Source organism: Ruegeria sp. YKSF57 (assembly GCF_059612585.1).
On record NZ_JBXWQW010000024.1, the window covers coordinates 51,410 to 75,828 of the forward strand.

At 58.6% G+C, this 24,419-nt stretch carries 26 protein-coding genes; 16 read left to right on the forward strand and 10 right to left on the reverse strand.

Annotated elements, in window-relative coordinates; translation table 11 throughout:
• Window positions 1-41 precede the first annotated feature (41 nt).
• From AC2FLX_RS11910 to AC2FLX_RS11930, 5 genes are all read right to left on the reverse strand, one after another.
• Window positions 42-470 carry a glyoxalase superfamily protein gene (locus tag AC2FLX_RS11910; RefSeq protein ID WP_496746116.1) on the reverse strand — a complete coding sequence of 143 codons (429 nt, stop codon included), beginning with the start codon at window positions 468-470 and terminating at the stop codon, window positions 42-44.
• Window positions 467-1,858 carry an MATE family efflux transporter gene (locus tag AC2FLX_RS11915; protein WP_496809788.1) on the reverse strand — a complete coding sequence of 464 codons (1,392 nt, stop codon included), beginning with the start codon at window positions 1,856-1,858 and terminating at the stop codon, window positions 467-469. The genes AC2FLX_RS11910 and AC2FLX_RS11915 overlap by 4 nt, the downstream gene beginning before the upstream one ends.
• Before the next feature lie 415 nt (window positions 1,859-2,273).
• On the reverse strand, window positions 2,274-2,642 hold the full coding sequence (locus AC2FLX_RS11920; protein ID WP_480748836.1) for a MerR family transcriptional regulator: 369 nt from the start codon (window positions 2,640-2,642) through the stop codon (window positions 2,274-2,276).
• Window positions 2,643-2,741: 99 nt separating this feature from the next.
• A complete protein-coding gene (locus AC2FLX_RS11925) occupies window positions 2,742-3,506 on the reverse strand; it encodes an SDR family NAD(P)-dependent oxidoreductase (protein WP_496809789.1) in 765 nt (254 codons plus the stop codon).
• A 345-nt stretch (window positions 3,507-3,851) separates the two neighbouring features.
• Window positions 3,852-4,211, reverse strand: coding sequence for a winged helix-turn-helix transcriptional regulator (locus AC2FLX_RS11930; protein ID WP_496809790.1), 360 nt, complete (start codon window positions 4,209-4,211; stop codon window positions 3,852-3,854).
• Between the two features lie 224 nt (window positions 4,212-4,435).
• On the opposite strand from AC2FLX_RS11930, the gene AC2FLX_RS11935 reads away from it, so the two are divergent.
• Window positions 4,436-5,212: an SDR family NAD(P)-dependent oxidoreductase gene (locus AC2FLX_RS11935; RefSeq protein WP_496809791.1), complete on the forward strand. Its 777-nt coding sequence runs from the start codon at window positions 4,436-4,438 to the stop codon at window positions 5,210-5,212.
• Between the two features lie 153 nt (window positions 5,213-5,365).
• Here the strand turns inward: AC2FLX_RS11935 and AC2FLX_RS11940 are convergent, their stop codons facing one another.
• Window positions 5,366-5,788, reverse strand: a complete 423-nt coding sequence (locus tag AC2FLX_RS11940) for a winged helix-turn-helix transcriptional regulator (RefSeq protein ID WP_496809792.1) — start codon at window positions 5,786-5,788, stop codon at window positions 5,366-5,368.
• 83 nt (window positions 5,789-5,871) lie between these two features.
• Between AC2FLX_RS11940 and AC2FLX_RS11945 the strand changes: the two genes are divergently transcribed.
• The 4 genes from AC2FLX_RS11945 to AC2FLX_RS11960 all read left to right on the forward strand — a co-directional run bounded on the left by AC2FLX_RS11945 (window position 5,872) and on the right by AC2FLX_RS11960 (window position 8,859).
• Window positions 5,872-6,309 (forward strand): hypothetical protein, encoded by a 438-nt coding sequence (locus AC2FLX_RS11945; RefSeq protein WP_496809793.1) that lies wholly within the window; start codon window positions 5,872-5,874, stop codon window positions 6,307-6,309.
• 71 nt (window positions 6,310-6,380) lie between these two features.
• Window positions 6,381-7,526 carry a glutathione S-transferase N-terminal domain-containing protein gene (locus AC2FLX_RS11950; RefSeq protein ID WP_496746126.1) on the forward strand — a complete coding sequence of 382 codons (1,146 nt, stop codon included), beginning with the start codon at window positions 6,381-6,383 and terminating at the stop codon, window positions 7,524-7,526.
• Between the two features lie 41 nt (window positions 7,527-7,567).
• Window positions 7,568-8,353 (forward strand): methyltransferase domain-containing protein, encoded by a 786-nt coding sequence (locus AC2FLX_RS11955; RefSeq protein WP_496746127.1) that lies wholly within the window; start codon window positions 7,568-7,570, stop codon window positions 8,351-8,353.
• 14 nt (window positions 8,354-8,367) lie between these two features.
• Window positions 8,368-8,859, forward strand: a complete 492-nt coding sequence (locus AC2FLX_RS11960; RefSeq protein ID WP_496746129.1) for an NAD(P)H-binding protein — start codon at window positions 8,368-8,370, stop codon at window positions 8,857-8,859.
• Between the two features lie 125 nt (window positions 8,860-8,984).
• On the opposite strand, the gene AC2FLX_RS11965 is transcribed toward AC2FLX_RS11960, so the two are convergent.
• Window positions 8,985-9,443, reverse strand: a complete 459-nt coding sequence (locus AC2FLX_RS11965) for a DUF2267 domain-containing protein (RefSeq protein ID WP_496746131.1) — start codon at window positions 9,441-9,443, stop codon at window positions 8,985-8,987.
• Between the two features lie 85 nt (window positions 9,444-9,528).
• Here AC2FLX_RS11965 and AC2FLX_RS11970 point away from each other — a divergent pair, with 85 nt between their 5' ends.
• The 3 genes from AC2FLX_RS11970 to AC2FLX_RS11980 all read left to right on the forward strand — a co-directional run bounded on the left by AC2FLX_RS11970 (window position 9,529) and on the right by AC2FLX_RS11980 (window position 12,110).
• The gene (locus AC2FLX_RS11970) at window positions 9,529-9,687 is read left to right on the forward strand and encodes a hypothetical protein (protein ID WP_480748846.1); all 159 of its coding nucleotides are present in this window, start codon (window positions 9,529-9,531) and stop codon (window positions 9,685-9,687) included.
• Between the two features lie 850 nt (window positions 9,688-10,537).
• Window positions 10,538-10,921 (forward strand): hypothetical protein, encoded by a 384-nt coding sequence (locus AC2FLX_RS11975; protein WP_480748847.1) that lies wholly within the window; start codon window positions 10,538-10,540, stop codon window positions 10,919-10,921.
• A complete protein-coding gene (locus AC2FLX_RS11980; RefSeq protein WP_496809794.1) occupies window positions 10,914-12,110 on the forward strand; it encodes an HlyD family secretion protein in 1,197 nt (398 codons plus the stop codon). Before AC2FLX_RS11975 ends, AC2FLX_RS11980 begins: the two co-directional genes overlap by 8 nt.
• Window positions 12,111-12,208: 98 nt before the next feature.
• Here the strand turns inward: AC2FLX_RS11980 and glpK are convergent, their stop codons facing one another.
• The 3 genes from glpK to panB form a co-directional block, all read right to left on the reverse strand.
• Window positions 12,209-13,687 (reverse strand): glycerol kinase GlpK, encoded by a 1,479-nt coding sequence (glpK, locus tag AC2FLX_RS11985; protein ID WP_496809795.1) that lies wholly within the window; start codon window positions 13,685-13,687, stop codon window positions 12,209-12,211.
• Window positions 13,688-13,756: 69 nt separating this feature from the next.
• Window positions 13,757-14,608: a pantoate--beta-alanine ligase gene (gene panC / locus AC2FLX_RS11990; protein ID WP_496809796.1), complete on the reverse strand. Its 852-nt coding sequence runs from the start codon at window positions 14,606-14,608 to the stop codon at window positions 13,757-13,759.
• A complete protein-coding gene (gene panB, locus AC2FLX_RS11995; protein ID WP_496809797.1) occupies window positions 14,605-15,444 on the reverse strand; it encodes a 3-methyl-2-oxobutanoate hydroxymethyltransferase in 840 nt (279 codons plus the stop codon). Before panB ends, panC begins: the two co-directional genes overlap by 4 nt.
• A 169-nt stretch (window positions 15,445-15,613) precedes the next feature.
• On the opposite strand from panB, the gene AC2FLX_RS12000 reads away from it, so the two are divergent.
• The 8 genes from AC2FLX_RS12000 to AC2FLX_RS12035 all read left to right on the forward strand — a co-directional run.
• Entirely contained in the window at window positions 15,614-17,101 is a 1,488-nt protein-coding gene (locus AC2FLX_RS12000) for an ABC transporter substrate-binding protein (RefSeq protein WP_496809798.1), read from the forward strand.
• Between the two features lie 108 nt (window positions 17,102-17,209).
• The gene (locus tag AC2FLX_RS12005; protein WP_496746147.1) at window positions 17,210-18,253 is read left to right on the forward strand and encodes a ligand-gated ion channel; all 1,044 of its coding nucleotides are present in this window, start codon (window positions 17,210-17,212) and stop codon (window positions 18,251-18,253) included.
• A gap of 40 nt (window positions 18,254-18,293) precedes the next feature.
• The gene (locus tag AC2FLX_RS12010; protein WP_496809799.1) at window positions 18,294-19,241 is read left to right on the forward strand and encodes an ABC transporter permease; all 948 of its coding nucleotides are present in this window, start codon (window positions 18,294-18,296) and stop codon (window positions 19,239-19,241) included.
• Window positions 19,238-20,053, forward strand: coding sequence for an ABC transporter permease (locus AC2FLX_RS12015; RefSeq protein WP_480748855.1), 816 nt, complete (start codon window positions 19,238-19,240; stop codon window positions 20,051-20,053). The genes AC2FLX_RS12010 and AC2FLX_RS12015 overlap by 4 nt, the downstream gene beginning before the upstream one ends.
• Complete coding sequence (locus AC2FLX_RS12020) at window positions 20,050-21,648, forward strand: ABC transporter ATP-binding protein (protein WP_496809800.1); 1,599 nt, start codon at window positions 20,050-20,052, stop codon at window positions 21,646-21,648. Before AC2FLX_RS12015 ends, AC2FLX_RS12020 begins: the two co-directional genes overlap by 4 nt.
• A gap of 74 nt (window positions 21,649-21,722) precedes the next feature.
• A complete protein-coding gene (locus AC2FLX_RS12025) occupies window positions 21,723-23,174 on the forward strand; it encodes an aldehyde dehydrogenase family protein (RefSeq protein ID WP_496809801.1) in 1,452 nt (483 codons plus the stop codon).
• Window positions 23,167-23,688, forward strand: a complete 522-nt coding sequence (locus AC2FLX_RS12030; RefSeq protein ID WP_496809802.1) for a hypothetical protein — start codon at window positions 23,167-23,169, stop codon at window positions 23,686-23,688. The genes AC2FLX_RS12025 and AC2FLX_RS12030 overlap by 8 nt, the downstream gene beginning before the upstream one ends.
• A partial coding sequence (locus tag AC2FLX_RS12035) for a DMT family transporter (protein ID WP_496875435.1) occupies window positions 23,685-24,419 on the forward strand: 735 nt, incomplete at its 3' end. The genes AC2FLX_RS12030 and AC2FLX_RS12035, both read left to right, overlap by 4 nt.

Consider the following 24,419-nt stretch of genomic DNA (forward strand, 5'->3'; position numbering starts at 1 on the left):
ACTGCAGGTGGCGTGATCTTTCTTTCTGAATGCGGTGATGACTATTGGTGCAACTTCATGTGTGGTACACCGTCAGACGTTTTTTCACGGGATGCGCCAACCGGGCCAACAACAGCCTTGATGCGCTTACGCAGGCCGGAAAAGCCGTCGAACTTCACGACGTCGATCGCTTCGTCCAGTTCCAGATCCAAGCGGTACCAGCCCGGCCGCACCCGCTGGGCGGACTTAATTGTCGCACGAAAGGGCTGTGACAGATACTGACCGGCGACACGCCCTCCGGGATGCCAGCCATAAGGCGACCGGTCTCCTATTGCGGCGACCAGGGTATTCCAGTCTCGAAAACCGTGCTGTTTCGCCACTTGTTCCAGTGCTGCGGAGTGGCTGACGATCACTCCCTCCGCCGCAAGTCGCTTACGCAGTTCCCGGGCGAACAGCTTTGCCTGCACCGCCGTCAATTCGAGATCGGTCATGGCTGCGTCCCCACCCTGTCGTGCAGCAGGCCCCAGCGAAGTTTTCGGGTGCGCATGCTCTGAGCTAGTACGAAGCCCGTCAGACCCAGCAGCAGCCCTTCGGCAGCAGGTGCCGCGAACCAGATGCCCTGCTCTCCAAATGCCATCACCAAGGCAAACGTCAGTGGTATTGTGAAGAAGTAGGGCTTTGACAGGCTCAACACAGCTGCGCGCGTCGCATCTCCGATGGCCTGAAAATAGGACGCGATCATCATCAGAGGGCCTGTCAGAAAGAACATGGCGGTGAGGGTCGGCAAGATCCGCCCGACCTCGGCGACAACACCGGCATCCGACACGAAAGCAGATCCTATTTGCCCGGCGAAAATCGACATGGCGGCTTGCGCCGCCACGCAGTAGACAAGCGCCGCGATAATCGCGAACTTCAAGCTGCTGTCCGACCGGTGCCAGTTCCGTGCGCCAAAGTTGTTGCCGATGATGGTCTGCATTGCGTGCGAAAGCCCCAGAAGCGGGAAGAAAGAGAAGGTCAGCACCCGCGTGATGATACCATAGGCCGACATCGTGTCCACAAAGTGAGGAGTGCCGCTCAGTTGCAGTGCGGCGATGATCGCGGCCGATCCGAGTGCCAGCCCAACGAAGTTCAGGCTTTGAGGTGCGCCCAGAACGAGTATTCGGCGCCACCCGTATGTCAGCCTGCCCTGGGCGAGCGCCGTCGGTGCGATCTGAGTGTCGCTTCGAAAACGGAACGTCAGGAGGACGACAAAGGCAAGCGACTGGGCCGCAACCGTGCCATAGGCCGATCCAGAAACACCCAACCCCATCTGTGCGATGAACAGGTAATTGAAGCCTATGTTTGCAATCGAAGTCAGAAGGCTGACGACGGTCATGAGCCCAATCCGGCCCTCGTTTCTCAGCGCGTCGGAATTTACCGACAGGATATAGAGGACAGGCGAGAAAAGCACCGTGATACGCAGATAGGTCAGCGCCATTCCGGCCAGCTCTTCTGACCCGCCGGTTACGGTCGTCGTAAACCACGGACCGAAAATGAGAAACAGGAGGATCAACCCGCCGCTTGCAAGCAGGGCAAGTCCGTGCGCCCCCGCGAATATGGAGCGTGCGGCTTCGATATGGCCTGCCCCGAGGTGGCGGGCCAGCACGCTCGACATGCCGCTGGAAACCAGGGTCGCAATTGCGCCGATCAAAATATACGCGGGGAAAACCGCCGTGATTGCCGCGAGCGCCGCAGCACCGACGAAATATCCCAGAAACAGGGCATCGACGATGGCAATCAAGCCGTTCAGGCTCATGACGAAAATGATCGGAAGGGCGGTTCTCGCATAAAGACCACCAATCGATGCACTCAGGAACGTGTTCGGGAGGGAGGCTGACACGGCTCTGGATTCCTCTGACAAGATCGCGCTTATCAAGATGGGAACCCGCATTGCCATCCGCGCGAACTGCTCGGAGGATCAGAAAGACAGTTCTATGCAGCACTTCACCAAGACAGAATTGTCAGCGGGTGGCGGGCGTCTGCGGCCTGCTACCTAGCTATCTGCGCATTGTCGATCCGTCAAGCCGGTGGCACGCCATCGAGGAGCTACACCTATTGGTCGCCCTCAAGTCTTGCATTCCAGAATGCTACCAATCGTGCATGGCGTGAAACATCCTGGTCAGGGCCATCTGAACCTCCCCCACTGAATTGGCCCGCCGTTATGTTTAGGGAAACGAAGGATCAGAATGGCCAATAAACGACAAAAGCCTGCATCGACCTGGTCCGCGAAGAATTGGGTGTCTCGAAGCCGTCGTTCAATGGCTAACTATGGTAGAAAGGCCTTTTCGCAGTGCCGCCAGTCGTTCCAGAACAGCGCTGTGCTTCTCATCAAGCTCTGCTCTGAGCCGGTCAATGTGTTGCAGCTTCTCTGTCAATTTATCTATGCCGCCGTCGCATGGACCAGAGCCCTCGTCGGAAAGGCAGGCGCTCATGGCCCGTATTTCGCGCGTAGAAAAGCCCGTCGCAATGAAATCGCGGATCCGGCCAGCCCTTCGAAGATCGGCTTCGCCGTAGCAACGATACCCGTTCGGCGCTCGTCCAACTTGCAGCAAGCCTTTTTTCTCGTAGTGGCGCAACATGCGCTGCGTGATCCCAAGCCGCTCTGCAGCTTCCTTTGCGTGCATGTGGGAACCCTCCGCTAGACCCGACAGAGATGTAAGTCACATACGTGACAGTCAAGGGTGAACCGGATGGTTCGTTGCAATCATCCGGACCCCAAGAGATCAGCTTCGCAGCGACCAACCGCCATCGACGGTCAGAACTTGTCCTGTCAGCCATTCATTTTCGGCGCTCCCGAGGTGTAAAATCCAGGGTACGATGTCAGCCGTCACGCCGCGACGTCCCAGCGGGATTTGGGCGGCTTCCCGTTCCTCAACCTGCTGCACCATCTCTTCAGGCAGACCCATGAAGCCAGTCAATGCCCCACTTTTGACCGGCCCCGGCGCTATCGCGTTCACACGAATTCCGTCACCAGCAAGCTCAATAGCCCAGGATTTGGTCAAATACTCCAGGGCTGACTTTGTCGCGCCGTAATGCGCCAGCATCGGTGCTGCGTTCCGTGAAACCGCTGTTCCGATATTCACGATTGCGCCCTTACTCTCTTTCAGCGCTGCCTTGCCCGCCTTTACCAATTGCGAAGGTGCGCCGATGTTTATAGCTGACATTTTTGCGATAATATCCACGTCATAGGCATCGATGGGAAGAGGTTGCCCTGCACCGGAATTGTTGACAATCAGATCGATACGCCCCCAACGAGATAGTGCGGCTTCAACGATCCGTGCCCCGCTAGTCCGGTCGGAGCTATCTATTTGCAGCACTTCGTTGTTATCGCTCGCAGCCGCCATTGCCGCCAACTTGTCCGCGTTTCGGCCGGTGATCAGTACATTCGCACCCTGCTTTGCAAGCTCGGTCGCTGCCGCCTTGCCAATACCAGAGCTGCCTCCGGTAACAATTGCCACCTTACCCTGCCATGCACCATTCTGTGTCACTTCTCTTCATCTCCATCCTTGGATCAATTCGTGTCGATCGGAGATGTGCCTAGCGCCTTGACACTAGCGTCAAGGTCAAGCGCTTTTCATAGCGTTGGTTGGGAGCCTATGGAGGTTCGGGCATATGTGCATTTCGGGTCCCGGCCGGACTCTGTTGAAAAACTCGGTTATCGGGCAAATTCGGGTCAAAATGCCCCTACAGGCCCGTTGGGAGCTTTCGGCTGAGGGGTTCGGCCAACTCCGACACTGACCGCTTGGGGATGCGCTCAACCGGTTCGGGACGAGGCATTGTCGATCCGTCAAGTCGGTGGCAGGCCATCGCGGAGCTGCACCTTTTGGCTGTCCTCAAGTCTTGCATTCCAGAAGCCACCAATCGTGCATGGCGTGAAACATCTTGGTCAGAGCCATCGCCTTTTCGGTGGCCGTATACTCGACCCGCGGTGGCACTTCCGGAAACACCTTTCGGGTGACCAGCCCATCGTCCTCCAGCGCCCGAAGTTGCCCGGTCAGCATGGTCTGCGTTATCCCGTCCACGTCCCGCCTGAGCTCGCCGAAGCGCTTCGTGCCCTGGAAGATCAGCACCTGAAGTATGATCAGTTTCCATTTGCCACCGATCAGGCGAGCGATTTCGGGCATGGGGCAACGCTCGGCAAAGGCATCGCCCGACGGCCGTGGTTCGTCCCTGTTGCTTATGGTGTCATTCATGGCGGCCTCCACAGTACTGATTTGCTACCAACTACCATTTTATGAGTATCCTCACAAATCAAACCTTTTGTATGGAATTTTACCGGGTTGCCCCATCGCGCGGCCGAGAAATTGCCACCAATAGTAGCAATTATCTGACTAAGTATGAAAAAACTGACGTCTTTTCAATCGGTTGTAATACCCCATATTGCTGGCACGCAAACAGAAACAGGGAAGAACAAACCATGCTTTTGGAAGGGAAAACCGCATTCGTTCTCGGTGTGAACGGGCATATCGGACGTCATGTAGCGGAGCGATTTTTGCGGGAAGGAGCGATCGTGTTCGGTGCCGGTCGGAACGGTGCCAATGCACCTATCGCTGAAAAGCTTGCCGATTACCGAGATATTGACGCCACCGACACTTCGGCGGTGTCCGACTTTGTGGACGCGGTCTGGGACAGGCAAGGCCGCATCGACGTTGTGGTGAACCTCGCAGGCGCACGACCCACGGACTATCATCACGGCAAACCGAGCGTCGAGGTATCCTCTGAGCAGTTCCTTCTGCCACTGTCCATCGACACCTGCGCTCAATTCAACTCGGCCAAAGCGGCCTATCCTCACATGGCCCGGCAGGGATTTGGTACGGTGATCTTCAACACCTCGACCCTGGCCAAGGTCGGAGCACCCTGGTCAGCGGCGGCTTCGGCCTCACATGCCGCGACCGAAGGGTTGATGCGCGTGCTGGCGCATGAATGGGGCCCGACCGGTATTCGGGTTCTCGGCGTACGGTCCGAGGCGATGCCGGAATCGCCGACCATTGACTACACATTCAAGACGATGGGCGGGCAGATCGGCCTCGACTACGCGGGCATGAAGGATTTTGTCGAGCAGAACAAGACCGCGCTCAAACGCCTGCCATCTGCCGAAGACACTGCCGGGATCTTCGCCTTTGCCGCGTCCGACCTTGCTGCCTGCATGGCAGGCACCATGCTCAACCAATCGGCGGGGCATATCCTGGAATGACGGCGACTGGCGGAACTCACGGCAATCAGAGATCAGGGATTACCGCTGATCCGAAGTGCCGGGTATCCAGAAGGCAAACCGGTTCCTTTGCCTCGAACGGGTAGTCTTCAGGCCGGTTCAAAAGAGCCCACGATCGAAGCGACAGAAGGGTTTTCAGATTTTTGACGGGTCTGAGCCGGAAGCGATAGCCTGAAGAAGCCTCGGGCGGTCCGCCTCGTAGGCTTGGGCAAATGAAGCCGGTGCCGTGGTGTCTGGGTCGTGCTTGGCCCCCCAGTAGGCCATCTCGACCAACACCGGCACAAGCGCCAGCCCGGCCGCCGTCGGCTCGTAACGGATCTGTCGGCTGTCGCCTTCGACACGCTGTGACGTAATCAGCCCTGCCTGGGTCAACTTGTCGAGCCGGTCGGCCAGAATATTGGTCGATATTTTTTCCTCAGATGCCTGGAACTCTCTGAATCCGTGTTTTCCCTGAAACAACAGGTCCCGCAGAATAAGTAGCGTCCAACGGTCACCGAAGATCTCAAGCCCGAAGTTGATCGGACAATGTGAACGTAACTCACGGGACGGTCTGACCATGTGAATCCCCAAAATTATCACTTGCATTACGCAAGTAATCGAAATACCACTTGCATAATGCAACCTATTTTGGAGAACCCGCAATGGCAAGAAAATTCTGGTTCGCCTTTGCTGCCTACGTCGCGCCGACCTTCCCCCTTGGCTATCTGTGGCACTTGTCTTTCTTTCAGCACCGCTATGACGCGCTCGGCCTGTACCGAGAGGAGGTGATCATCCCTCTTGGCCTCGCTGCGATGGTCGCGCAGGGGCTGGTGTTTGCTTATACCTACCCCCGGCTCTTCAGCACCGCGGCCACGGATTGGCTGGTTAGTGCGTTGAAGTTCTTCCTTATTTTTGGCCTGCTTTCCTGGTCGTTTCAGGTTCTACCGGTCGCAGCCAAATACAACATGGTATCGGCAATCTCATTCATCACACTCGAGACAGTGTTTACGTTTGTACACTTTGCGGTAACGGCGCCGCTCATTGCCCTGGCGTGGCGGCAAAGCTCACCCTTGGCCGCATCCAAGGCAGTTTCTCTTTGATGAGTCCTGCGAGCTGAGTGGCAATGACCGAACTCGGCGGCCCGGAACACAACCTGAATCAGGAAACAGAAATGACATTGACCATCCACACAATCAGCGGCGCACCACGGCCCTGGCGGGTGCTTGTGGCTCTTGCGCTAAAAGGCATCCCTTGGGAGCAGCACGTGCTGCGTGCCTCAGCCGGAGAGCACAAATCCGAGCCTTTCCTGTCGCTCAATCCCCGCGGCACCGTCCCGGTGTTGGAAGCGGACGGCATCGTCATCCGCGATTCGATAGCAGCACTTGCGTGGCTGGATCGACGTTTTCCCGAACCTCGACTCTTTGGTGCGACACCGGACGAGGCCGCGCGAATCTGGCAGATCACCATGGAAGCCTGCGATTATGTGCGGGAGGCCAACCGCGCCGTACTGGTGCCGGTCCTGCTGCAGCGCCTCGACCCGGAACCGGGCAGCGAAGAAGAAAAGGCGCTGATCGGGGCCAGCGAGAAGCTGCATTCGGAATGTCGCTGGCTTGAGAGCCTGCTCGCGGAAGGCCCCTATTTGGCGGGAGATGTACCGAGTGCGGCAGACGCTGTCGTGTTCCCGGAAATCCGCCTTATCCAACGGGCGGTCGAAAACCACCACAAGGTAATGGACCGGCTCGGTTTCGGCTATCCGCCAGACCTCTATCCAAGGGTGTCCGATTGGAAAGCCCGGATGAGCGAGCTTCCCGGTATAGAGGAGACGTTGCCACCACATTGGAATGAAAAGGAGGCAGTACCGTCCATGCGAAACTATAAAAAGTCACTCACGGTCGCGGCCACGCCGGAACAAGCCTTCGAAGCACTGACAATGGGGTTCGAACACTGGTGGACCACACCTGATCAGCCGATCCGAAATGAGGGCGATCGGGCCAGATTCACCTTTCCGCCGGGCCGGTCGTACTGGACTTTCGAAGCCAGGCGGCTTGTTCCCGGCAAACTGGTCGAGTTGGAATGCGTCGAGGCGCTGCACCTGCATGAAGGCAAGCCCAGGGAGATCGAGACAGAATGGCTCGGCACGCGGACGATCTGGACAATTTCGCCCGAAGAAAACGGCGCTAGAATCCGCTTCGAACATGTCGGACTTGCCCCCAACTTGCATTGCTACGAGGTTTGCGAAGCAGGATGGGACAGGTTCTTTGTCGATAGCCTGAAGGCCTATCTCGATACCGGCACGGGTATGCCGCACCGTGCATGAGATAGGTCGGTCGTAAGGGCAATGGAAAAGGCTGTTTGCCAGTGAACGTCGTCGATCAGATGACCATGCGGCTGCTTGAAGGGGCAGGAATCGGTCCAGGCATGCGCGTGCTTGATATCGGTTGCGGAACGGGCGCGGTGTCATTCATGGCGGCGGAACGCGTCGGATCGCACGGTCAGGTGATCGGTCTTGATCGGGACGCCGGCGCATTGCAATTGGCGCGCGCCAGACAAATCGAACTGGGATTGCTCAATATTTCCTTCCGTGAGGGAGGCTTTGACGCGGCAGGAGTCGGGGACGAATCCTGCGACGCCACCATCGGGCGGCGTGTGCTGATGTATCAGTCAGATCCTGTGGCCGCGGTACGCAGCCTTGTTCGTGTCGTCAAGCCGGGCGGGCGGGTCTTGTTCCATGAACATGACCTGACCACGATCGAACAGGTCGGAGCGCCTTGGCCGCTGCATGATCGGGTCCGAGGCTGGTTGCGCGATATGCTGTCGGCAGAAGGTGCCGACATCCACATGGGCCACCATTTGCACTCCGTTCTATCGAAAGCAGGACTGGAGGTAGAAGAATTCCGTGCCGAAGCGAACCTTCTGACACCCTCGTCCCGCTACCCGATTGCTTCGATCGTCCGCGCGGCGCTTCCGCGCCTTGAACGGTTCTCGATTGCATCGAAGGCCGACATCGATATCGATACGCTCGATCAACGGCTGATTGACGAGCGCCGGTGCGCCCAAGCGATCTGCGTATGGGAGATTGTATTCTGCGCCACGGCACGGAAGCCTGCCAGGGACGGGTCGGCGCGGCAGCTGCGCTCCCTGTAAAAGAGGAAGCGCAGATGAGACTCTTCTTGCTCGGCGCAAACGGCCGAACCGGCCGCGAGCTCATCCGCCTAGCTCTGGAAGGGGGCAACAGCGTCACGGCGCTGGTGCGGTCCAGGGACAGGCTTTCCGATATCCACCATCGGAATCTGACGATCCACGCGGGCAGCGCTTGCGATACCGAAATATTGGCGGCGCGGGTTCTTCAGTGCGCCGTGCCGCGCTCTATCGAGGCGGCACGGCGCATGGAACAGATCATCTGTGCTGCTACAGTCGACTGGACAATCGTGCGCACCGGCTTCCTCAAGAACGGGATTGACGGAACTTGCCGGACCGAGGTGGGCTCTCTTCCCGCGGAGGTCAGGGCAGTTTCACGCACTGCGCTTGCGCGATTTCTCCTCTCGGAGATAAGGCAGCCCTGTCAAGTTCGGAAAGTCGTCGGTCTGTGCGGCCTAGTGTCAATGCGTTACGAGCTGAGTATTCTCACATGGCTGCCAATGGAGCTTTAAGCAAATGTGCCATGCTCGGCGGCGCTCGCCCGCGAATACATGGATACATTGCGCCGACAGGTGGTTTTCCACGTTCTCTGAGTGCAATCCGTATTCCTAAAGTTACCAAACATCGCCGAGTTTCGTTAGATGATCCTCTGTTCGAGTTCAGAAGGATCTTCAACCTCAACGTGCCAGTAAGCACGCGCTTGAGGAGAAAGCTTGTCGAGTATCCGCTGAAAGTCCCTCGCATTTACGTGCCGCCGCAATGCCCAAGCCACCGCTTCGATGGCATTGTCAGGTGTGAGGTTGTGATGTTTTCGGACGGCTTTGACTTCATCGATGAGAGAAGCACGGTCACCGAACGGAAGCGGTTCTTCCGAGATGTCCCAATCCTTCACGAAAATCGCACGGGGCACACACGGGAGCACACTGGCGAAATCTAGCCCCTCCTGAGCAGTTAAACGCCGCCGAAACACCTGGAATACCGCATCAAGCGCTGTGTAGGCGTTGTTGTCAGACACCAGGCACATTCTTTCTTTGGCATCGTCAAGCAAAGCACGCCATTCCTTCGTGGCGTGCCGGTATGTCCATGGCATCGGCATTTTTTTTCCAAGGCAAAAAGAACCGCCTTGGACTGTAGCTTGGCAACGTGGAAACGGGCAAGTGAGCAAGTGAGCAAGGCGAAGAATGCAGTCGCTCATCCATCCCAAAAACAAGATCGGGCCAAGCGATATGTTGCGACGCGCCGAAATGTGGCATCTGGTGCCTTTGGCTGGCGTCCAGTTTACCCGCTCCTCGATGGTCGACACGGCTCGCAGCGAAGCGTCGCTTGATTTTCGCGCGTAGAGTGGCCGACAATGACCGAACTGATGACACATGCAGCTTCACGGCCCCCGCCATGCCGCGTCTGCGTGAAGTTTCTGCTCATGCTGTAGCGGCAACTGCACCAGTCCGCTTTTCCCGCGACCCAATAATTGCCCCGGCGAAAATGCTGCGCGCTCGATAAAGATCCGGATCAACGGGCTGCGCCACGGCAACGACAAGTGGAGACGTACGGCGGGAAAGGGTCGGCCTCGCCTTACGCAATGACAGCTATTGTGCGCATAGCGTCCGTTCGGACCCTACGCAGCATGAGGTAGTTTGGGCTGATATTGTTGAAAAACTCGAAAATTTCACGTTCTCGATTTTCGCAAGACGCCAGAGCATCAGAAAAGTCGCCGCTGTTTGCGCCCAGCTGGTCATGAGCGCCTCATACATCGCCGCACCCGTGTTTTGGCCGACCCCTTAGCCAAATTTTCGGGCTGGCATTCTATGGCCTGCTTTTTCGCTGACTTTTGGCAAAATCTGACTTTTTCAACAGTATGGGTTCACTACCGGCATTCGCCGCCTGATCACGAGTGACTGGTTCGGGGAACACCGCCGTTCGCCGCGCAGCGCACGAACGGGTACGACGCGGGACAAAGTGTGCGTTCTCTGCAATCACACCAATGGCTGCTGGATGCGGTTACCTGCAGGTCGCCCAACTCCAACAAACTCTGGGGCGTGTTTTTGCATAGTGCTGGATTTCTCGACGCTTGTGTCGTCAATAACAGCTTGCCGTTAAGTCGTTAAGCTGTTGACCCAAGTTAAATCGCTTGATTAAACAATCGAACCCAATTTGCAGTTGCAAGTTCAAGTCTATAGAGAGTTCAGAAACATGGCAGATAATGCGCACGGGGGCCACGCGGACCCACATTGGTTTGTGTCTCCAGGCGACGGCGATTATCTGGCAATCGTTGTTCTCGTTATTGTCGTTGGCGGGCTCTACGGTATCGTATACCTCTATGCCGCGTTCGACCGCTGGGCGGAACATAAGGCCCAAGGGACACCGCTTGCGAAGACCATTCCAACCTTGTTGGCGATAGCACTGATTTACGAAATCTTTCCTGTAGATCATTTTCACCCGCTGCTGCCCTTAAGCGCCATTCTCATTGCCCTTATGGCTGATTGGTCTCGTTTTCATCTGAATTTCAAAGCTGATGCCGGTCCATCTGCTCCACCTACCACACCGCTTGAGGAGGGGGAGAACGACGATGTTTGAGCTTATGTTCACGTCCTTTCCTGCAGTGATCCGCTATTTTCAATTGCGGCGTCGCGGTGAAGCAATAACCGTTTGGAATATGAAAACGGCCGTGTTTTTGTGGGCAATCATGGCCTTCGCTGTTTTCACGATTGTCTTTTACTATCACCCAAAAACTTACGCGGGCGTGGTGCCCTTCCGTACCGTGTCTGTCGTTGCGCAAACCACTGGCCCAGTGACTGAGGTTGCTGTCGTCAACGGCCAGCGGGTTGAGCCGGGTGACCTGCTGTTTCGCATCGAAGATAGTGCCCAACGCGCAGCTTTGGCGGAGGCAGAGGCGCAACTAGCTGTGATTGACGCCGAAGAGATTAAGGCAGAGGACAATAAAAAGGTCGCACAAGCGGGCGTGGCCGAAATCGAGGCCCGTATTGTTAGCCTGGAAAACGATCTGGACGATGCTCAAGCCTTGGTCAGTCGCGGGGTAGGAACGACGAATACTGTCATCGAAGCGACCGCTGCGTTGGAAGCTGCCGAAGCCGACCTGCAGGCAGCAAAATCGCAACTCGACCTCGCTTTGGTCGAAATTGAACAAAGCCTCCCGGCAGAACGCCAGGCGATTAAGACTACAATTGAGCAGGCAAATACCGCACTCGCATTTACCGAAGTCAGAAGTCTGGTTCGAGGAACCGTCACACAGCTTGCTCTGAGCGTTGGCAGCCCCGCGACGACACTGGTTGTTCGCCCGTCGATGATTATCATTCCTGACCGTCAGGAAGATTTACCGGTCCGTGTCGTGGCCGGATTCTCTCAGGTAGCCAACTCCACGATTTACGACGGAATGCCGGTAGAGATTGCATGCGAAACCAACGCCAATATTGCATTCCGAAACGCAATTTTCCCGGCTCATATCGTTTCTGTGCAACCAGCAGTCGCGACTGGTCAGGTAGTGCCAAGCGGAGACTTGCTTGAGCTGAACAAAGCAGCATATCGTGGCAGCGTTCAGGCCTTTATTGAATTGGTGCACAAAGAACACGAAGCCATGTTGCTCGACGGATCAGGCTGCATCGTTCAAGGATACACAAATAACATCGACGGAACTTTTGGGCATATCGTTGCTGCGACCGGCGTGGTCAAAGCTGCCGGGTTGCGCATTAAGGTGCTTGGGTCAATTTTGATGGGAATTGGTTTGGCCGGTGGTGGTGGGCATTAGATCTGTTTTTTACAAGTTCGAGTTTGTGGTTTGCGGACATTCACCATGAAAGCCACAAAGGTCATTTCGGACTCAAACTGGATGTCCGATCCGTACGCCTAAAACATCATCGCCGCATGAACCGCCTTCTGCCAGCGGGCATAGGCTGAATCGCGGTCGCTTTGGGCCATTTCCGGTTCGAACCGGCGATCCAGCGCCCAGGTGGCGGCAAAGCCCTCCTGATCGGGGTAAACACCTGCCTGCATCCCCGCCAGCCACGCGGCGCCCAGCGCGGTGGTTTCCTGCATGACCGGCCGGTCGACGGGCGCGCCCAGAAGGTCGGCCAGCCCCTGCATCGCCCAGTCCGAGGCGCTCATGCCGCCGTCGACGCGCAGGATCACATCCGTTTCGGCACCCCAGTCGCCCTGCATCGCCTGCCACAGGTCTCGGGTCTGATAGGCGATGCTTTCCAGCGTGGCACGGGCAATCTCGGCCCTGCCGGAATTGCGGGTCAGGCCAAACATCGCCCCCCGGCAGTCGGGATTCCAATAGGGCGCGCCGAGACCGGTGAAGGCCGGCACAAGCACGACTTTTTGCGTCTGATCGGCCCGTGCTGCCAGCTCGCCGCTTTGCGCGGCATTGTCGATGATTTTTAGCGCGTCGCGCAGCCATTGCACCGCTGCGCCGGCGATAAAGATCGACCCTTCAAGCGCATAGGTTCGCTTTCCGCCCAACTGATACGCGATGGTTGTCAGCAGACGGTTGTTTGACAATACCGGCTCGGCCCCGGTGTTGAGCAGGGCGAAACAGCCGGTGCCATAGGTGGATTTCATCATTCCCGGCGCAAAACAGGCCTGCCCGATGGTGGCCGCCTGTTGATCGCCGGCAACGCCGAGGATCGGTATTTTACCGCCCAATAGTGTCGTGTGCCCGAAATCGGACGCACAGTCGCGAACTTGCGGGAGCATGGCCGTGGGGACGTCGAGCAGATCGCAGATTTCTGTGCTCCACATCCCCTTGTGGATGTCGAACAGCAGGGTGCGGGCGGCGTTGGTGGCGTCGGTGGCGTGCATCCGGCCTTCGGTCAGCCGCCAGATCAGGAAGCTGTCGATGGTGCCAAACAGAAGTTCACCCTTCTCGGCGCGTTGACGTGCGCCGGGGATCGAGTCGAGAATCCATTTCACCTTGGTGCCGGAAAAATAGGGATCAAGCAGCAGACCGGTCTGGTGAATGATGTCGTCTTCGCATCCAGCCTGACGGTAACGGTCACAGATCGCCGCTGTTCGCCGGTCCTGCCAGACGATAGCCCTGTGGATGGGCTTGCCTGTTGCCTTTTCCCAGACCACGGTGGTTTCGCGTTGGTTGGTGATCCCGATACCCGCCACCTGCGCGGGGGTGATGCCGTGGGTGTCCATCACCTGACGACAGGTTTTCAGAACGCTGTCCCAGATTTCGTCCGCATCATGTTCGACCCAGCCTTCCTGTGGAAAATGCTGGGCGAACTCGACCTGAGCGGTTGCCACGCGCTGCATGTCCTGGTCGAACAGAATGGCCCTTGTGGATGTGGTTCCCTGATCGATGGCCATGACATAGGTCATCGGCACCCTCCCCTTGTCACTTTTGGAAGGACACTAGACCGAAGCGGCGCATTTGCGCCAGACCCGAGTTCAGAGGGCGGGAACCTCGACATTGTCGATCAGGCGGATGCCGTCGGCCCACCCGGCGGCCAACAGGCGCGCGGATTCGGTGGGGCGGTCCAGCGGCGCCAAGGTATGGGCGCTGCGCAAGTCGAAATATTCGATTTGCGTAAACCCCGCGCTGTGCAGTTCAGCAATCGCCGCCTTGGCCAGTGGCGCGAAACTCTCTCCTCTTGTCAGGGCATCCGCGACCGATTGCATGACCGGGTTCAGCCGGGCAGCCACGATCAGACCTTCGCCAGACAGGCGCAGGTTGCGTGACGACATGGCCAGACCGGAGGGTTCCCGAACGGTCGGGCATCCGATCACGTCGATAGGAATGTCCAGATCGCGCGCCATGCGACGGACGACCATCAGCTGTTGAAAATCCTTCTCGCCGAAATAGGCGCGGCTGGCCTGTGTCTGCAGGAAAAGCTTTGCCACCACCGTGGCAACCCCGTCGAAATGACCGGGGCGAAACTCGCCCTCCATCACGTCGGTCAGACCAGCGACGGACACGTTTGTCGAAAAGCCTTCGGGGTAGATTTCTGCAGGCGCCGGAACATAGATCGCGTCGACGCCAAAAGGGGCAAGTTCTTCAGCATCCTCGACCTCGGTCCGGGGATATTTCTCCAGATCTTCGGGGTTGTTGAACTGCTTGGGGTTCACAAAAATCGTCACGATCACCCGGTCGCATTCGGCGCGGGCAGCTTCGGCCAGCGACAGGTGTCCCTGATGCAATGCCCCCATGGTGGGCACCACCCCGATAGTTTCACCGGCACGGGTCCAGGCGGTTGTTTTGGCGCGCAGATCGGCCAGGTGGCGCAGAATGGGTGCTGTCATTTCGACGAGCCTCTGTCGGGTGCGTGATCGGCAAACACATGTTCGGCCGCGGGGAAAGTGCGGGCGCGCACCTCGGCTGCGTATTCGGCAATCGCCGTCTCAGCCAAGGGGCCAAGCTCGGCGTAGCGTTTGACGAATTTCGGTTTGAAGGCGGTGAAGAACCCAAGCATATCGTCCACCACAAGGATCTGGCCGTCGCATCCCGCAGAGGCGCCGATGCCGATGGTCGGGATCGGCACTTCGGCAGTGATCCGGTCGGCCAGACCTTGAGGCACCTTTTCGAGCACGACCGAGAACGCACCGGCCTCGGCCACCGCGCGGGCATCGGCCAGCACTGCTTCGGCCTGCGCATCGCGGCCCTGCACCTTGTAGCCGCCCAGCGTATTGATAGATTGCGGGGTCAGGCCGATATGCGCCATAACCGGAATGCCGCGCTTGACCAGAAAGCGGATGGTTTCGGCCATCTCGACCCCGCCTTCGAGCTTGACCGCCCCTGCCCCGGTTTCGGCCATCAGACGCGCGGCGTTGCGAAATGCCTGCGCCGGTCCTTCCTCGTAGCTGGCAAACGGCATGTCGATGACCATCATCGCCTTGTCCAGCCCGCGCGCGACGGCCCGCCCGTGCAGGATCATCATCTCCATCGTGACGCCAAGGGTCGAGGTCAGGCCATGCAGCACCATGCCGACGCTGTCACCGACCAGAACAAAATCGCAATGGGCATCCATCAGCCGGGCCATCGGAGTGGTATAGGCGGTCAGACTGACCAGCGGTTCGCCACCTTTGCGGGAACGGATGTCCTCGGCGTTGGGGGCTTTCTTGCGGGCTGTGGCGCTCATAATGGGTCCTGCGGGATTGGTTCGCTGCAGCGCGGCATAGCAGATGGGGCGTTTCAAAGAAAGCGTTTTGCGCCAACATTCCCTTGATTGGTCCGAGGTTTGAGAGGAGATTGAAAGACAAATGACCATCTCTGCGAGTCCGGTCATTCGAAAAAAGGGGAGAGTTTTCATGGGACAACCGATGTTTCGCACCTTTGCCTCGGCGCTGGCGCTGGGGGCCGGCCTGTTTGCGACGCAGGGCTGGGCACAAACCGATATCACCATCGCGACACAGCTTGAGCCACCGCATCTGGACCCGACGAGTGCAGCAGCCCAGGCCATCGATACCGTGGTTTATACGAACGTGTTCGAAGGGCTGACCCGTTTCATGGGCGATGGATCGATTGTACCGGGGCTGGCGGAAGGCTGGGAGATTTCCGAGGACGGCACCGTCTATACCTTCAAGCTGCATGATGGCGTGACCTTCCATGATGGCAGCGCGATGGATGCCGAGGACGTCAAGTTCAGCCTCGACCGCGCCCGGGCCGAGGACAGCGCCAATGCGCAAAAGGCGCTGTTTGCCGGAATCACCGAGGTCGAGGTCGTCGACCCCCTGACCGTGAAGGTGACGCTTGATGGCCCGAACGGCAATTTCCTGTTCAACATGGCCTGGGGGGACGCGGTGATCGTTGCGCCCGAAAGCATCGAGAACATCAAGACCAATCCGGTAGGCACCGGCGCTTACAAGTTTGGTGAATGGGTGCAGGGCGACCGGATCACTCTGGAACGCAACCCGGACTATTGGGGCGCGCAACCGGCGCTGGAAAGAGCGACGTTCAAATTCATCTCGGACCCGACCGCCGCCTTTGCGGCAATGATGGCCGAAGATGTGGACGTGTTCGAAAACTTTCCGGCGCCTGAGAATCTGCCGCAATTCGAGGCAGACCCACGGTTTCAGGTCCTGATCGGGTCCACCGAAGGTGAAACGATCCTGTCCACCAACAACAAGAAACCGCCCTTTGACGATATCCGCGTTCGTCAGGCGATTGCACACGCTATTGACCGGCAGGCCATTATTGACGGGGCGATGTTCGGCTATGGCACGCCCATCGGCACGCACTTTGCGCCCCACAATCCGGCCTATGTCGATCTGACCGGAATTTCCGGCTATGACCCCGAAAAGGCAAAAGCCCTGTTGGCCGAAGCCGGGCTAGCCGACGGGTTCGAAACCACGCTGCACCTGCCGCCGCCATCCTATGCCCGTCGCGGGGGCGAGATTGTCGCCGCACAGTTGGCCGAAATCGGCATCAAGGCCGAGATCATCAATGTGGAATGGGCCCAGTGGCTGGAAAGCGTGTTCAAGGGCAAGGATTTCGGCCTGACGATCGTCAGCCATACTGAACCAATGGACATCGGCATTTATGCCCGTCCGGAGTACTATTTCCAGTACGACAACCCCGAGTTTCAGGCGCTGATGGAAACCCTGAACAAGACGACCGATCCGGATGAGCGCACGAAACTGCTGGGCGACGCGCAGCGGATGATCGCAGAAGATTACGTGAACGGTTATCTGTTCCAGTTTGCCAAAACAGGCGTAGCTAAGGCAGGTGTTCAAGGATTGTGGGTCAATTCGCCAACGGCTGCAGTTGATCTGACCGGAATATCCTGGGCCGAGTGATAACACAGATGCGTAGCCTCCGTCTTGCGGGGCTTCGCTTGTTCTACCCCGTGAACTGGTAACAAGAGCATGATGATATCGGGTGTCCTTCGGCCTTTTGTTCACGTGATGGTCTTGACCGCGCTCAGTTTGGTCAACCTCGCCCTTCCCGCCAACGCACAGGAGGAGCTGTCCGGGAATCTGGAGGTCATCACCACAACACCCGCTGCCCCCCTTGATGTCGGGGTCGGCATCAGGATCGATCAGATTGTCAACGTTGATCAGAAAGCGGAAAACTATGGTGCTGTCGCTGTCATAAGGGCTGAGTGGACAGATCCCGCACTCGCATTCGATCCAAACGAGATCGGGCGCGAAGTTCGGATATTAAAACCCAAGGCCCTAGCAGACTATGCATCGACCGTTGGCGCGATCATCCCGGTATTTGTAATCGAGAACCAGCAATCCAACCGCTGGATTCACCAATCCGCCGCGGCCATTCGTCCGGATGGAAGTGTGATCTATGTCGAGAAATCGTCACTAACGCTGCAGGCTCCGTACTTCGATTTCACCAAATACCCTTTCGACACGCAGCGTTTTCAGTTCGAGGTCAGTTCGGTTCTGCCCGCAAATTTCGTGACTTACCACCCCCTGAACGAATACTCCGGCCTCGGCGACCTGCTGGGTGAAGAAGAGTGGATTCTTGGAAACGCGCGCCTGACCAAAACCAATGTGCCGGGGATTTCAGGGAACGACAGCGATCAGATCACGCTGGTCTTCGAAGGAAGCAGGCACATTACCTATTACATCATACGGGTCTTCCTTCCGATGCTGGTGCTGATCACGGTCAGTTGGTCGGTCTTTTTCCTCGACGAATATCGCAAGCGGATCGAGATTTCTGGGGCAAACCTGCTGGTCTTTGTTGCATTCAACTGGGCCATATCGGCGGACCTGCCAAAGCTGGGCTATTTGACCTTTCTCGATTTCATCCTGCAGTGGATGTTCCTTGCCACGGGTGCGATCATCGTTTTCAACGTGGTCCTGAGTAAACTTAAACTGTCCGGGCGCGAGGACGCGGCCCGGAAGCTTGATAATTACGCCGTGAAATGGATCTATCCCATTGGCTATGCCGCCATTGTCGCCTATGCCGTCCTCAAGTTTCTGGTCACGCCTTAGATGCTGGACCCGAATGTAATCCCCGCCTAACGTGGCGCTGATGCTGCGCTACGCCCTCAAACGCCTGACCTCGCTGATCCTGAGCCTGGTGGTTGCCTCTGTTGTCATCTTCGCCGTGATCGAGGTGGCACCGGGGGATCCCGCATCATTCATGCTGGGGGTCAATGCGCAGCCCGATACGCTGGCCGCGCTGCGCGCTGAACTGGGCCTGGATGTGCCCATGATGCAGCGCTATTTCAACTGGGTCGGCGGGATGCTGAGCGGAGATTTCGGCACATCCTATACCTATCGCACGCCGGTTTCAGGCATGATCGCGGACCGGTTATGGGTATCGCTGCCGCTGGCGCTTTATGCCCTGGCGCTGTCGACTGCCATCGCGTTTCCAGCCGGACTTTATGCCGCTTCCCGGCGTGGCAAGGCCGGAGATGCCGCCGTGATGGGCGCGACCCAACTTGGCATCGCGGTCCCGAATTTCTGGTTCGCGATGATGCTGGTCCTGGTCTTTGCCATCAACTTGCGCTGGTTCAACGCGGGCGGGTTTGCCGGGTGGGAAAACGGTTTCTGGGGCGGGATGCACTCGCTGACGCTCCCCGCAGTTGCGCTGGCGCTGCCGCAGGCCGCTATTCTGGCGCGGGTGATGCGATCGGCGCTGCTGGACATTCTGGGCGAGGATTTCATGCGCACGGCCCGGGCCAAGGGGTTGAGCCGCCGTCAGGCGCTGTGGCGGCATGGGGTACGCAATGCGCTGATCCCGGTGCTGACCATCATAGGGCTGCAGTTTTCCTTCCTGTTGGCAGGGTCGATCATCATTGAACAGGTGTTCTATCTGCCGGGGCTTGGAAGGCTGGTATTTCAGGCGATTTCTTCCCGTGATCTGATCGTGGTGGAATCGGTGGTCATGCTGCTGGTCTTTGCGGTGATCACCGTGAATTTCTTGGTCGATCTGGCCTATGCCGCCGTCGACCCGCGTCTGAGGAGCCGCACATGAGCCGTAACCTGACCCTGGGCGCGGGCCTGTCGTCATTGGTGGTGCTGGCGGCGCTCATCTCGTTTGTCTGGACGCCCTATGACCACGCGACGCTGGATATCCCCAACAAGCTGCAAACCCCCACTGCGCAACACTGGTTCGGAACCGACCATTTCGGACGGGACATGTTCTCGATGATCATGGTGGGTGCCCGTACGTCGATTGCGGTCGCGCTGGTTGCGGTGGGCATCGGCATGGGTTTTGGCGTGCCGCTGGGCCTGACGGCGGCGGCACGCAAGGGATCATGGCTGGACGAGCTGATCATGCGCGGCAACGATCTGGTCTTTGCCTTTCCGTCTCTGGTCATCGCCATCCTGATCACTGCCGTCTTTGGCGCAGGTGCGGTCAACGCGATCATTGCCATCGGTATATTCAACATTCCGGTCTTTGCCCGCATCACTCGCGGTGCCGCGCTATCCTTGTGGGAGCGCGAGTTCATCATGGCCGCCCGTGTTGCCGGCAAGGGCGCGGCGCGGATTTCGGCAGAGCATATCCTGCCGAACATCGCCAACCTGCTGATCGTGCAGGGCACCATCCAGTTCAGTTTGGGCATTCTGGCCGAGGCCGGGCTCAGCTATGTCGGGTTGGGTGCACAGCCACCAACGCCCAGTTGGGGTCGGATGCTGGCGGATGCGCAGACCATGGTCAGCTTTGCGCCGCACCTGGCGCTGATCCCGGGTCTGGCGATTGTTCTTACGGTGCTGGGGCTGAACCTGATGGGGGACGGGTTGCGCGACTGGCTGGACCCGCGCATTCGGGTGGCGCGCGCATGAGCCTTTTGCAGATCGACACCCTGTCGCTGTCCATCCAGGGGACGAACATCCTGAATGGCGTCAGCCTTGTGGTCGAACCGGGCGAGGTGGTGGCAGTTACCGGTGAAAGCGGGTCGGGCAAATCGATGACCGCGCTATCGGTAATGCAGCTGCTGCCAAACGGCGCCAGTACAAGCGGATCGATCCTGCTGGACGGGCAGGAATTGCTTGACCGACCCGAAGCCCAGATGTGTACCCTGCGTGGCGCCGGGATCGGCATGGTGTTTCAGGAGCCCATGACCGCGCTCAACCCGGTCATGACCATCGGGGATCAGGTGATTGAAACGATTCTGATCCACAAGGCGATGACGCCTGCAAAAGCTCGGGATCGCGCGCGTGAGGTGTTGACGCGCGTAGGCCTGCCGCCCGAAAGGTACCCGCTTGGTCGCTATCCCCACGAACTGTCGGGCGGACAGCGTCAAAGAGTGGTGATCGCGATGGCCATTGCCTTGCGGCCAAGGCTGCTGATCGCAGACGAGCCAACCACGGCTCTTGATGTGACCACTCAGGCGCAAATCCTCGATCTGCTGAAAGGGTTGGTATCCGAGTTCGGCATGGGACTGCTGATGATCACCCATGACCTCGCCGTGGTGGCCGATATGGCCGACAGGATCGTGGTCATGCGAGACGGCGAAGTGGTGGAAGCCGACACCACCCGCCGGTTGCTGACCGGGATGCAGCATCCCTATACCCGCATGCTGTTCGAGGCCTCGGGTCATCAGGTCATCCTTCCCGCTGGCCGCGACTCCGCGCCTTTGCTGTCGGTGGCAGCCGTCGTGCGGGACTATCGCCTGCCGCGAAAACGCCTGTTCGGCAAACCGGAGCACCATCGCGCCGTCGATCATGTGAGTTTTACCTTGCATCGGGGTGAACGTCTGGGACTGGTGGGTGAATCCGGTTGCGGAAAATCGACCCTAACGCGAGCCATTCTGGGTCTTGAAGACGTCCAGCAGGGGCATATCCTGTTGGACGGTCAACCGGTTTTCAGCGGCAAAAATCCCAACCTGGAAGTGCGGCGCAAGATGCAGGTCGTGTTTCAGGACCCGTTCGGCAGCTTCAACCCCCGCCACAAGGTCGCGCGCCTGATCACCGAACCCTTTCACCTGCTCGACAGGTCCCCGACCGGATCAGAACGCACTGACCGGATTGCCGAGGTGCTAACCGCCGTGGGTCTGTCGCCGGACGACGCAGGAAAATATATTCACGAGTTTTCCGGCGGCCAGCGCCAGCGTATTGCCATTGCACGTGCGCTGATCATCCGCCCCGAATTGATCCTGTTCGACGAGGCGGTATCGGCCCTTGACGTGTCCGTTCGCGCCCGCATCCTCGATCTGCTGGCAGAGCTGTGCGATGCCTATGACCTGAGTTATCTGTTCATCAGCCACGACCTGAGCGTGGTGCGCACGATTACCGATCGGGTGCTGGTCATGAAAGCCGGCCGCATTGTCGAAGAGGGTGAAACCGAGCAGGTGTTCACCGACCCTCAGCACCCCTATACCGAAGCCCTGATCGCCGCAGCGCCGCGTCTGCCGGACATACGATGGGGCGCAGCGTGATACAGGTACAGGAAGCAGTCTACGCGAGCGACCCTACGGGGACCTCTTGCCATGAACAGGAAAGGATCCGCACGATGAATGACGCTATTTGGTTTGACCCCGGCCTCTGCCTGATCGGCGGTCTATGGCAATCCTCGTCCTCCGGCCAGACCCTGCCGCTGATCAACCCGTCTGACGGCCTGGAGATCTGCCGGATTGCCCGCGGGAATGGCGCGGATATCGACACTGCGGTCGGCGCAGCGCAAGGCGCTTTGGATGGCGCATGGGGACGCATGACTGCGCTGGAACGGGGTCGCACCCTGACGCGGATAGGGCAGCTGGTGCTGGAGCGGGTAGACGAACTGGCTGCGCTTGAAGCGATGGATGTGGGCAAGCCGCTGACGCAAGCACGGGCCGATGCGGTAGCGCTGGCGCGTTATTGCGAATTCTACGGCGGTGCGGCGGATAAGGTGATGGGGGAAACCCTTCCTTATCTCGATGGCTACACCGTCTATACTCTGCGCGAACCGCATGGGGTGACGGGGCATATCGTGCCGTGGAACTATCCGATGCAGATAATCGGGCGTTCGGTCGGAGCGGCGCTGGCGATGGGCAATGCCTGTGTGTTGAAACCGGCCGAAGAGGCATGCCTTACGGCGCTGGCCTTTGCTCACCTGGCGGTCGAGGCCGGGTTGCCCGCTGGTGCACTGAACGTGGTGCCCGGACTTGGGGCCGAGGCGGGGGCGGCGCTGTCGGGACATCCGGGCGTGCATCATGTTTCATTCACCGGATCGGTTGCCACCGGAGCGCTGGTGCAGCAGGCGGCCGGGCGCAACGTGGTGCCGGTGACACTGGAACTGGGCGGCAAATCCCCCCAGCTTGTGTTCGACGATGCCGATCTTGGGGCTGCCTTGCCGTTTCTGGTCAATGCAGGGATCCAGAATGCGGGCCAGACCTGTTCCGCGTCATCCCGCATCCTCGCCCAGCGCGGCATTTATGATCAGGTCCGGGCGTGCATGGCCGAGGCCTATGAGCAGCTAACCGTCGGACCAGCCGCCGAGGATCTGCGGGTGGGGCCACTGATCTCGACCCGGCAAAAGGAGATTGTCGAGGGTTTTCTGGCTCGTGGAGCTGACCTGACCATTGCGGCGCAGGGGCAGATTGTTGCCCACGCGCCTGAAACCGGCGCTTATGTGCGGCCAACGCTTTTTGCTGAAGTCCCTTCAGATCATGAACTGGCCCGGAACGAAATATTTGGCCCGGTTCAGGTGCTGATCCCTTTCGACACCGAGGAAGAAGCGGTGGAGATCGCCAACGGCACCGATTACGGGTTGGTTGCCAGCATCTGGACGCGTGATGGCGCGCGGCAAATGCGGCTGGCCAAGCGGCTGCGATCGGGTCAGGTTTTTGTCAACAATTATGGCGCGGGTGGCGGTGTGGAACTGCCTTTTGGTGGCGTCGGCAAATCCGGTCATGGGCGTGAAAAAGGGTTCGAGGCGTTGTATGGCTTTTCGCAACTGAAAACGGTTGCGGCCTACCATGGCTAGGATCGGAGTTTTCCTGGCGCTGATCGCCGTTGCCATCGTTGCCGCAGGGATATTTGGCGCGCTGCACAATCAGGTCACCTATTCGGTCGGGCCGGATTATTTCCATCAGTTCAAGTTCCTTCAGTTTGGCATCCCACCCGAAACACCGCCACGCGTCGGCGCTGCGATTGTCGGTTGGCGGGCAAGCTGGTGGATGGGCGTTCTGGTCGGCTCGCCGCCTTTTTTGCTGGGCCTGTTGCTGTTGTCTTCGGCCAGAATGTTCTGGTCGGCGGGGCTGCGTGCGATATTCGCGGTGCTGCTCATGGCTTCGCTTGCTGCCAGCATTGGTTGGGTTTTCGGGTTGATGGCGGTCGACGCCAAGACGGCGTCACAGATTCAGCTGCCCGCCACGATCACCGAGCCGGTGGGTTTCCTGCGCGCGGGCGTGATGCATGATGCAAGTTATCTCGGCGGCTTCGTCGGAATCTTTGCCGCTATCTGGATCATGTTCCGGGCGTCGAGGCACTCGCAGTGAACGACAACCGGGACAATGTGGCGCTGGCCATCGCCCTGTCGCTGCTCGCCCTTGTCCTGTTCGATGTCATGGGATTGATCATCAAGTATCTGTCGCCCCGGTATACCGCTGCAGAACTTTCGGCCTATCGCAATTTCTTTGGTATTTTTCCCGCGTTGATTGCTCTGTGGTCATCCTCGGTCTGGCGACAAAGTGGGAGGCCCTGGAAAATCCGGCAGTGGAAACTGGGTCTGATGCGGGGGATTTACGTCACCTTTGCCCAGTTCCTGTTTTATTACTCGTTGGGCAAGCTGGCCTTTGCCACGGCATCCACCATCACCTATTCCAATGCAGTCTTCATGACTGCGCTTGCCGTACCGATGCTGGGCGAGCGTGTCGGGGCCGTGCGATGGATGGCCGTGCTGATCGGGTTTGCCGGCGTGATCCTGATCATGAGGCCCGGAAGCGACACGTTTTCGCTGGATGCGGTCGCACCATTGGGGGCGGCGTTTCTGTATGCGCTGACTGGGGTGTCGGCTCGATTGATGGACCGGGATGTGCCCAGCCCCTTGCTCAACCTGTATTCGGTGGTATCGGCCTTGTTGGGCGCGCTGATCCTTGCCACCATCGCCGGCGGGTTTTCCCCGATCAACCACCCCCAGGACGTCATCTGGATCGTCGCCATGGGGGCATTCGGCGGCACCGCCGTCTTGTGTCTTGTGGTCTCGTACCGGATGACAGAGCAAAGCAAT

Coding starts and splice junctions, on each gene's coding strand:
- AC2FLX_RS11910 (WP_496746116.1), bottom strand. CDS start 470: ATGACCGATCTCGAATTGACGGCGGTGCAGGCAAAGCTGTTCGCCCGG.
- AC2FLX_RS11920 (WP_480748836.1), bottom strand. CDS start 2,642: ATGCACGCAAAGGAAGCTGCAGAGCGGCTTGGGATCACGCAGCGCATG.
- AC2FLX_RS11930 (WP_496809790.1), bottom strand. CDS start 4,211: ATGAATGACACCATAAGCAACAGGGACGAACCACGGCCGTCGGGCGAT.
- AC2FLX_RS11935 (WP_496809791.1), top strand. CDS start 4,436: ATGCTTTTGGAAGGGAAAACCGCATTCGTTCTCGGTGTGAACGGGCAT.
- AC2FLX_RS11940 (WP_496809792.1), bottom strand. CDS start 5,788: ATGGTCAGACCGTCCCGTGAGTTACGTTCACATTGTCCGATCAACTTC.
- AC2FLX_RS11945 (WP_496809793.1), top strand. CDS start 5,872: ATGGCAAGAAAATTCTGGTTCGCCTTTGCTGCCTACGTCGCGCCGACC.
- AC2FLX_RS11950 (WP_496746126.1), top strand. CDS start 6,381: ATGACATTGACCATCCACACAATCAGCGGCGCACCACGGCCCTGGCGG.
- AC2FLX_RS11960 (WP_496746129.1), top strand. CDS start 8,368: ATGAGACTCTTCTTGCTCGGCGCAAACGGCCGAACCGGCCGCGAGCTC.
- AC2FLX_RS11965 (WP_496746131.1), bottom strand. CDS start 9,443: ATGCCGATGCCATGGACATACCGGCACGCCACGAAGGAATGGCGTGCT.
- AC2FLX_RS11970 (WP_480748846.1), top strand. CDS start 9,529: ATGCAGTCGCTCATCCATCCCAAAAACAAGATCGGGCCAAGCGATATG.
- AC2FLX_RS11975 (WP_480748847.1), top strand. CDS start 10,538: ATGGCAGATAATGCGCACGGGGGCCACGCGGACCCACATTGGTTTGTG.
- AC2FLX_RS11980 (WP_496809794.1), top strand. CDS start 10,914: ATGTTTGAGCTTATGTTCACGTCCTTTCCTGCAGTGATCCGCTATTTT.
- glpK (WP_496809795.1), bottom strand. CDS start 13,687: ATGACCTATGTCATGGCCATCGATCAGGGAACCACATCCACAAGGGCC.
- panC (WP_496809796.1), bottom strand. CDS start 14,608: ATGACAGCACCCATTCTGCGCCACCTGGCCGATCTGCGCGCCAAAACA.
- panB (WP_496809797.1), bottom strand. CDS start 15,444: ATGAGCGCCACAGCCCGCAAGAAAGCCCCCAACGCCGAGGACATCCGT.
- AC2FLX_RS12000 (WP_496809798.1), top strand. CDS start 15,614: ATGGGACAACCGATGTTTCGCACCTTTGCCTCGGCGCTGGCGCTGGGG.
- AC2FLX_RS12005 (WP_496746147.1), top strand. CDS start 17,210: ATGGTCTTGACCGCGCTCAGTTTGGTCAACCTCGCCCTTCCCGCCAAC.
- AC2FLX_RS12010 (WP_496809799.1), top strand. CDS start 18,294: ATGCTGCGCTACGCCCTCAAACGCCTGACCTCGCTGATCCTGAGCCTG.
- AC2FLX_RS12015 (WP_480748855.1), top strand. CDS start 19,238: ATGAGCCGTAACCTGACCCTGGGCGCGGGCCTGTCGTCATTGGTGGTG.
- AC2FLX_RS12020 (WP_496809800.1), top strand. CDS start 20,050: ATGAGCCTTTTGCAGATCGACACCCTGTCGCTGTCCATCCAGGGGACG.
- AC2FLX_RS12025 (WP_496809801.1), top strand. CDS start 21,723: ATGAATGACGCTATTTGGTTTGACCCCGGCCTCTGCCTGATCGGCGGT.
- AC2FLX_RS12030 (WP_496809802.1), top strand. CDS start 23,167: ATGGCTAGGATCGGAGTTTTCCTGGCGCTGATCGCCGTTGCCATCGTT.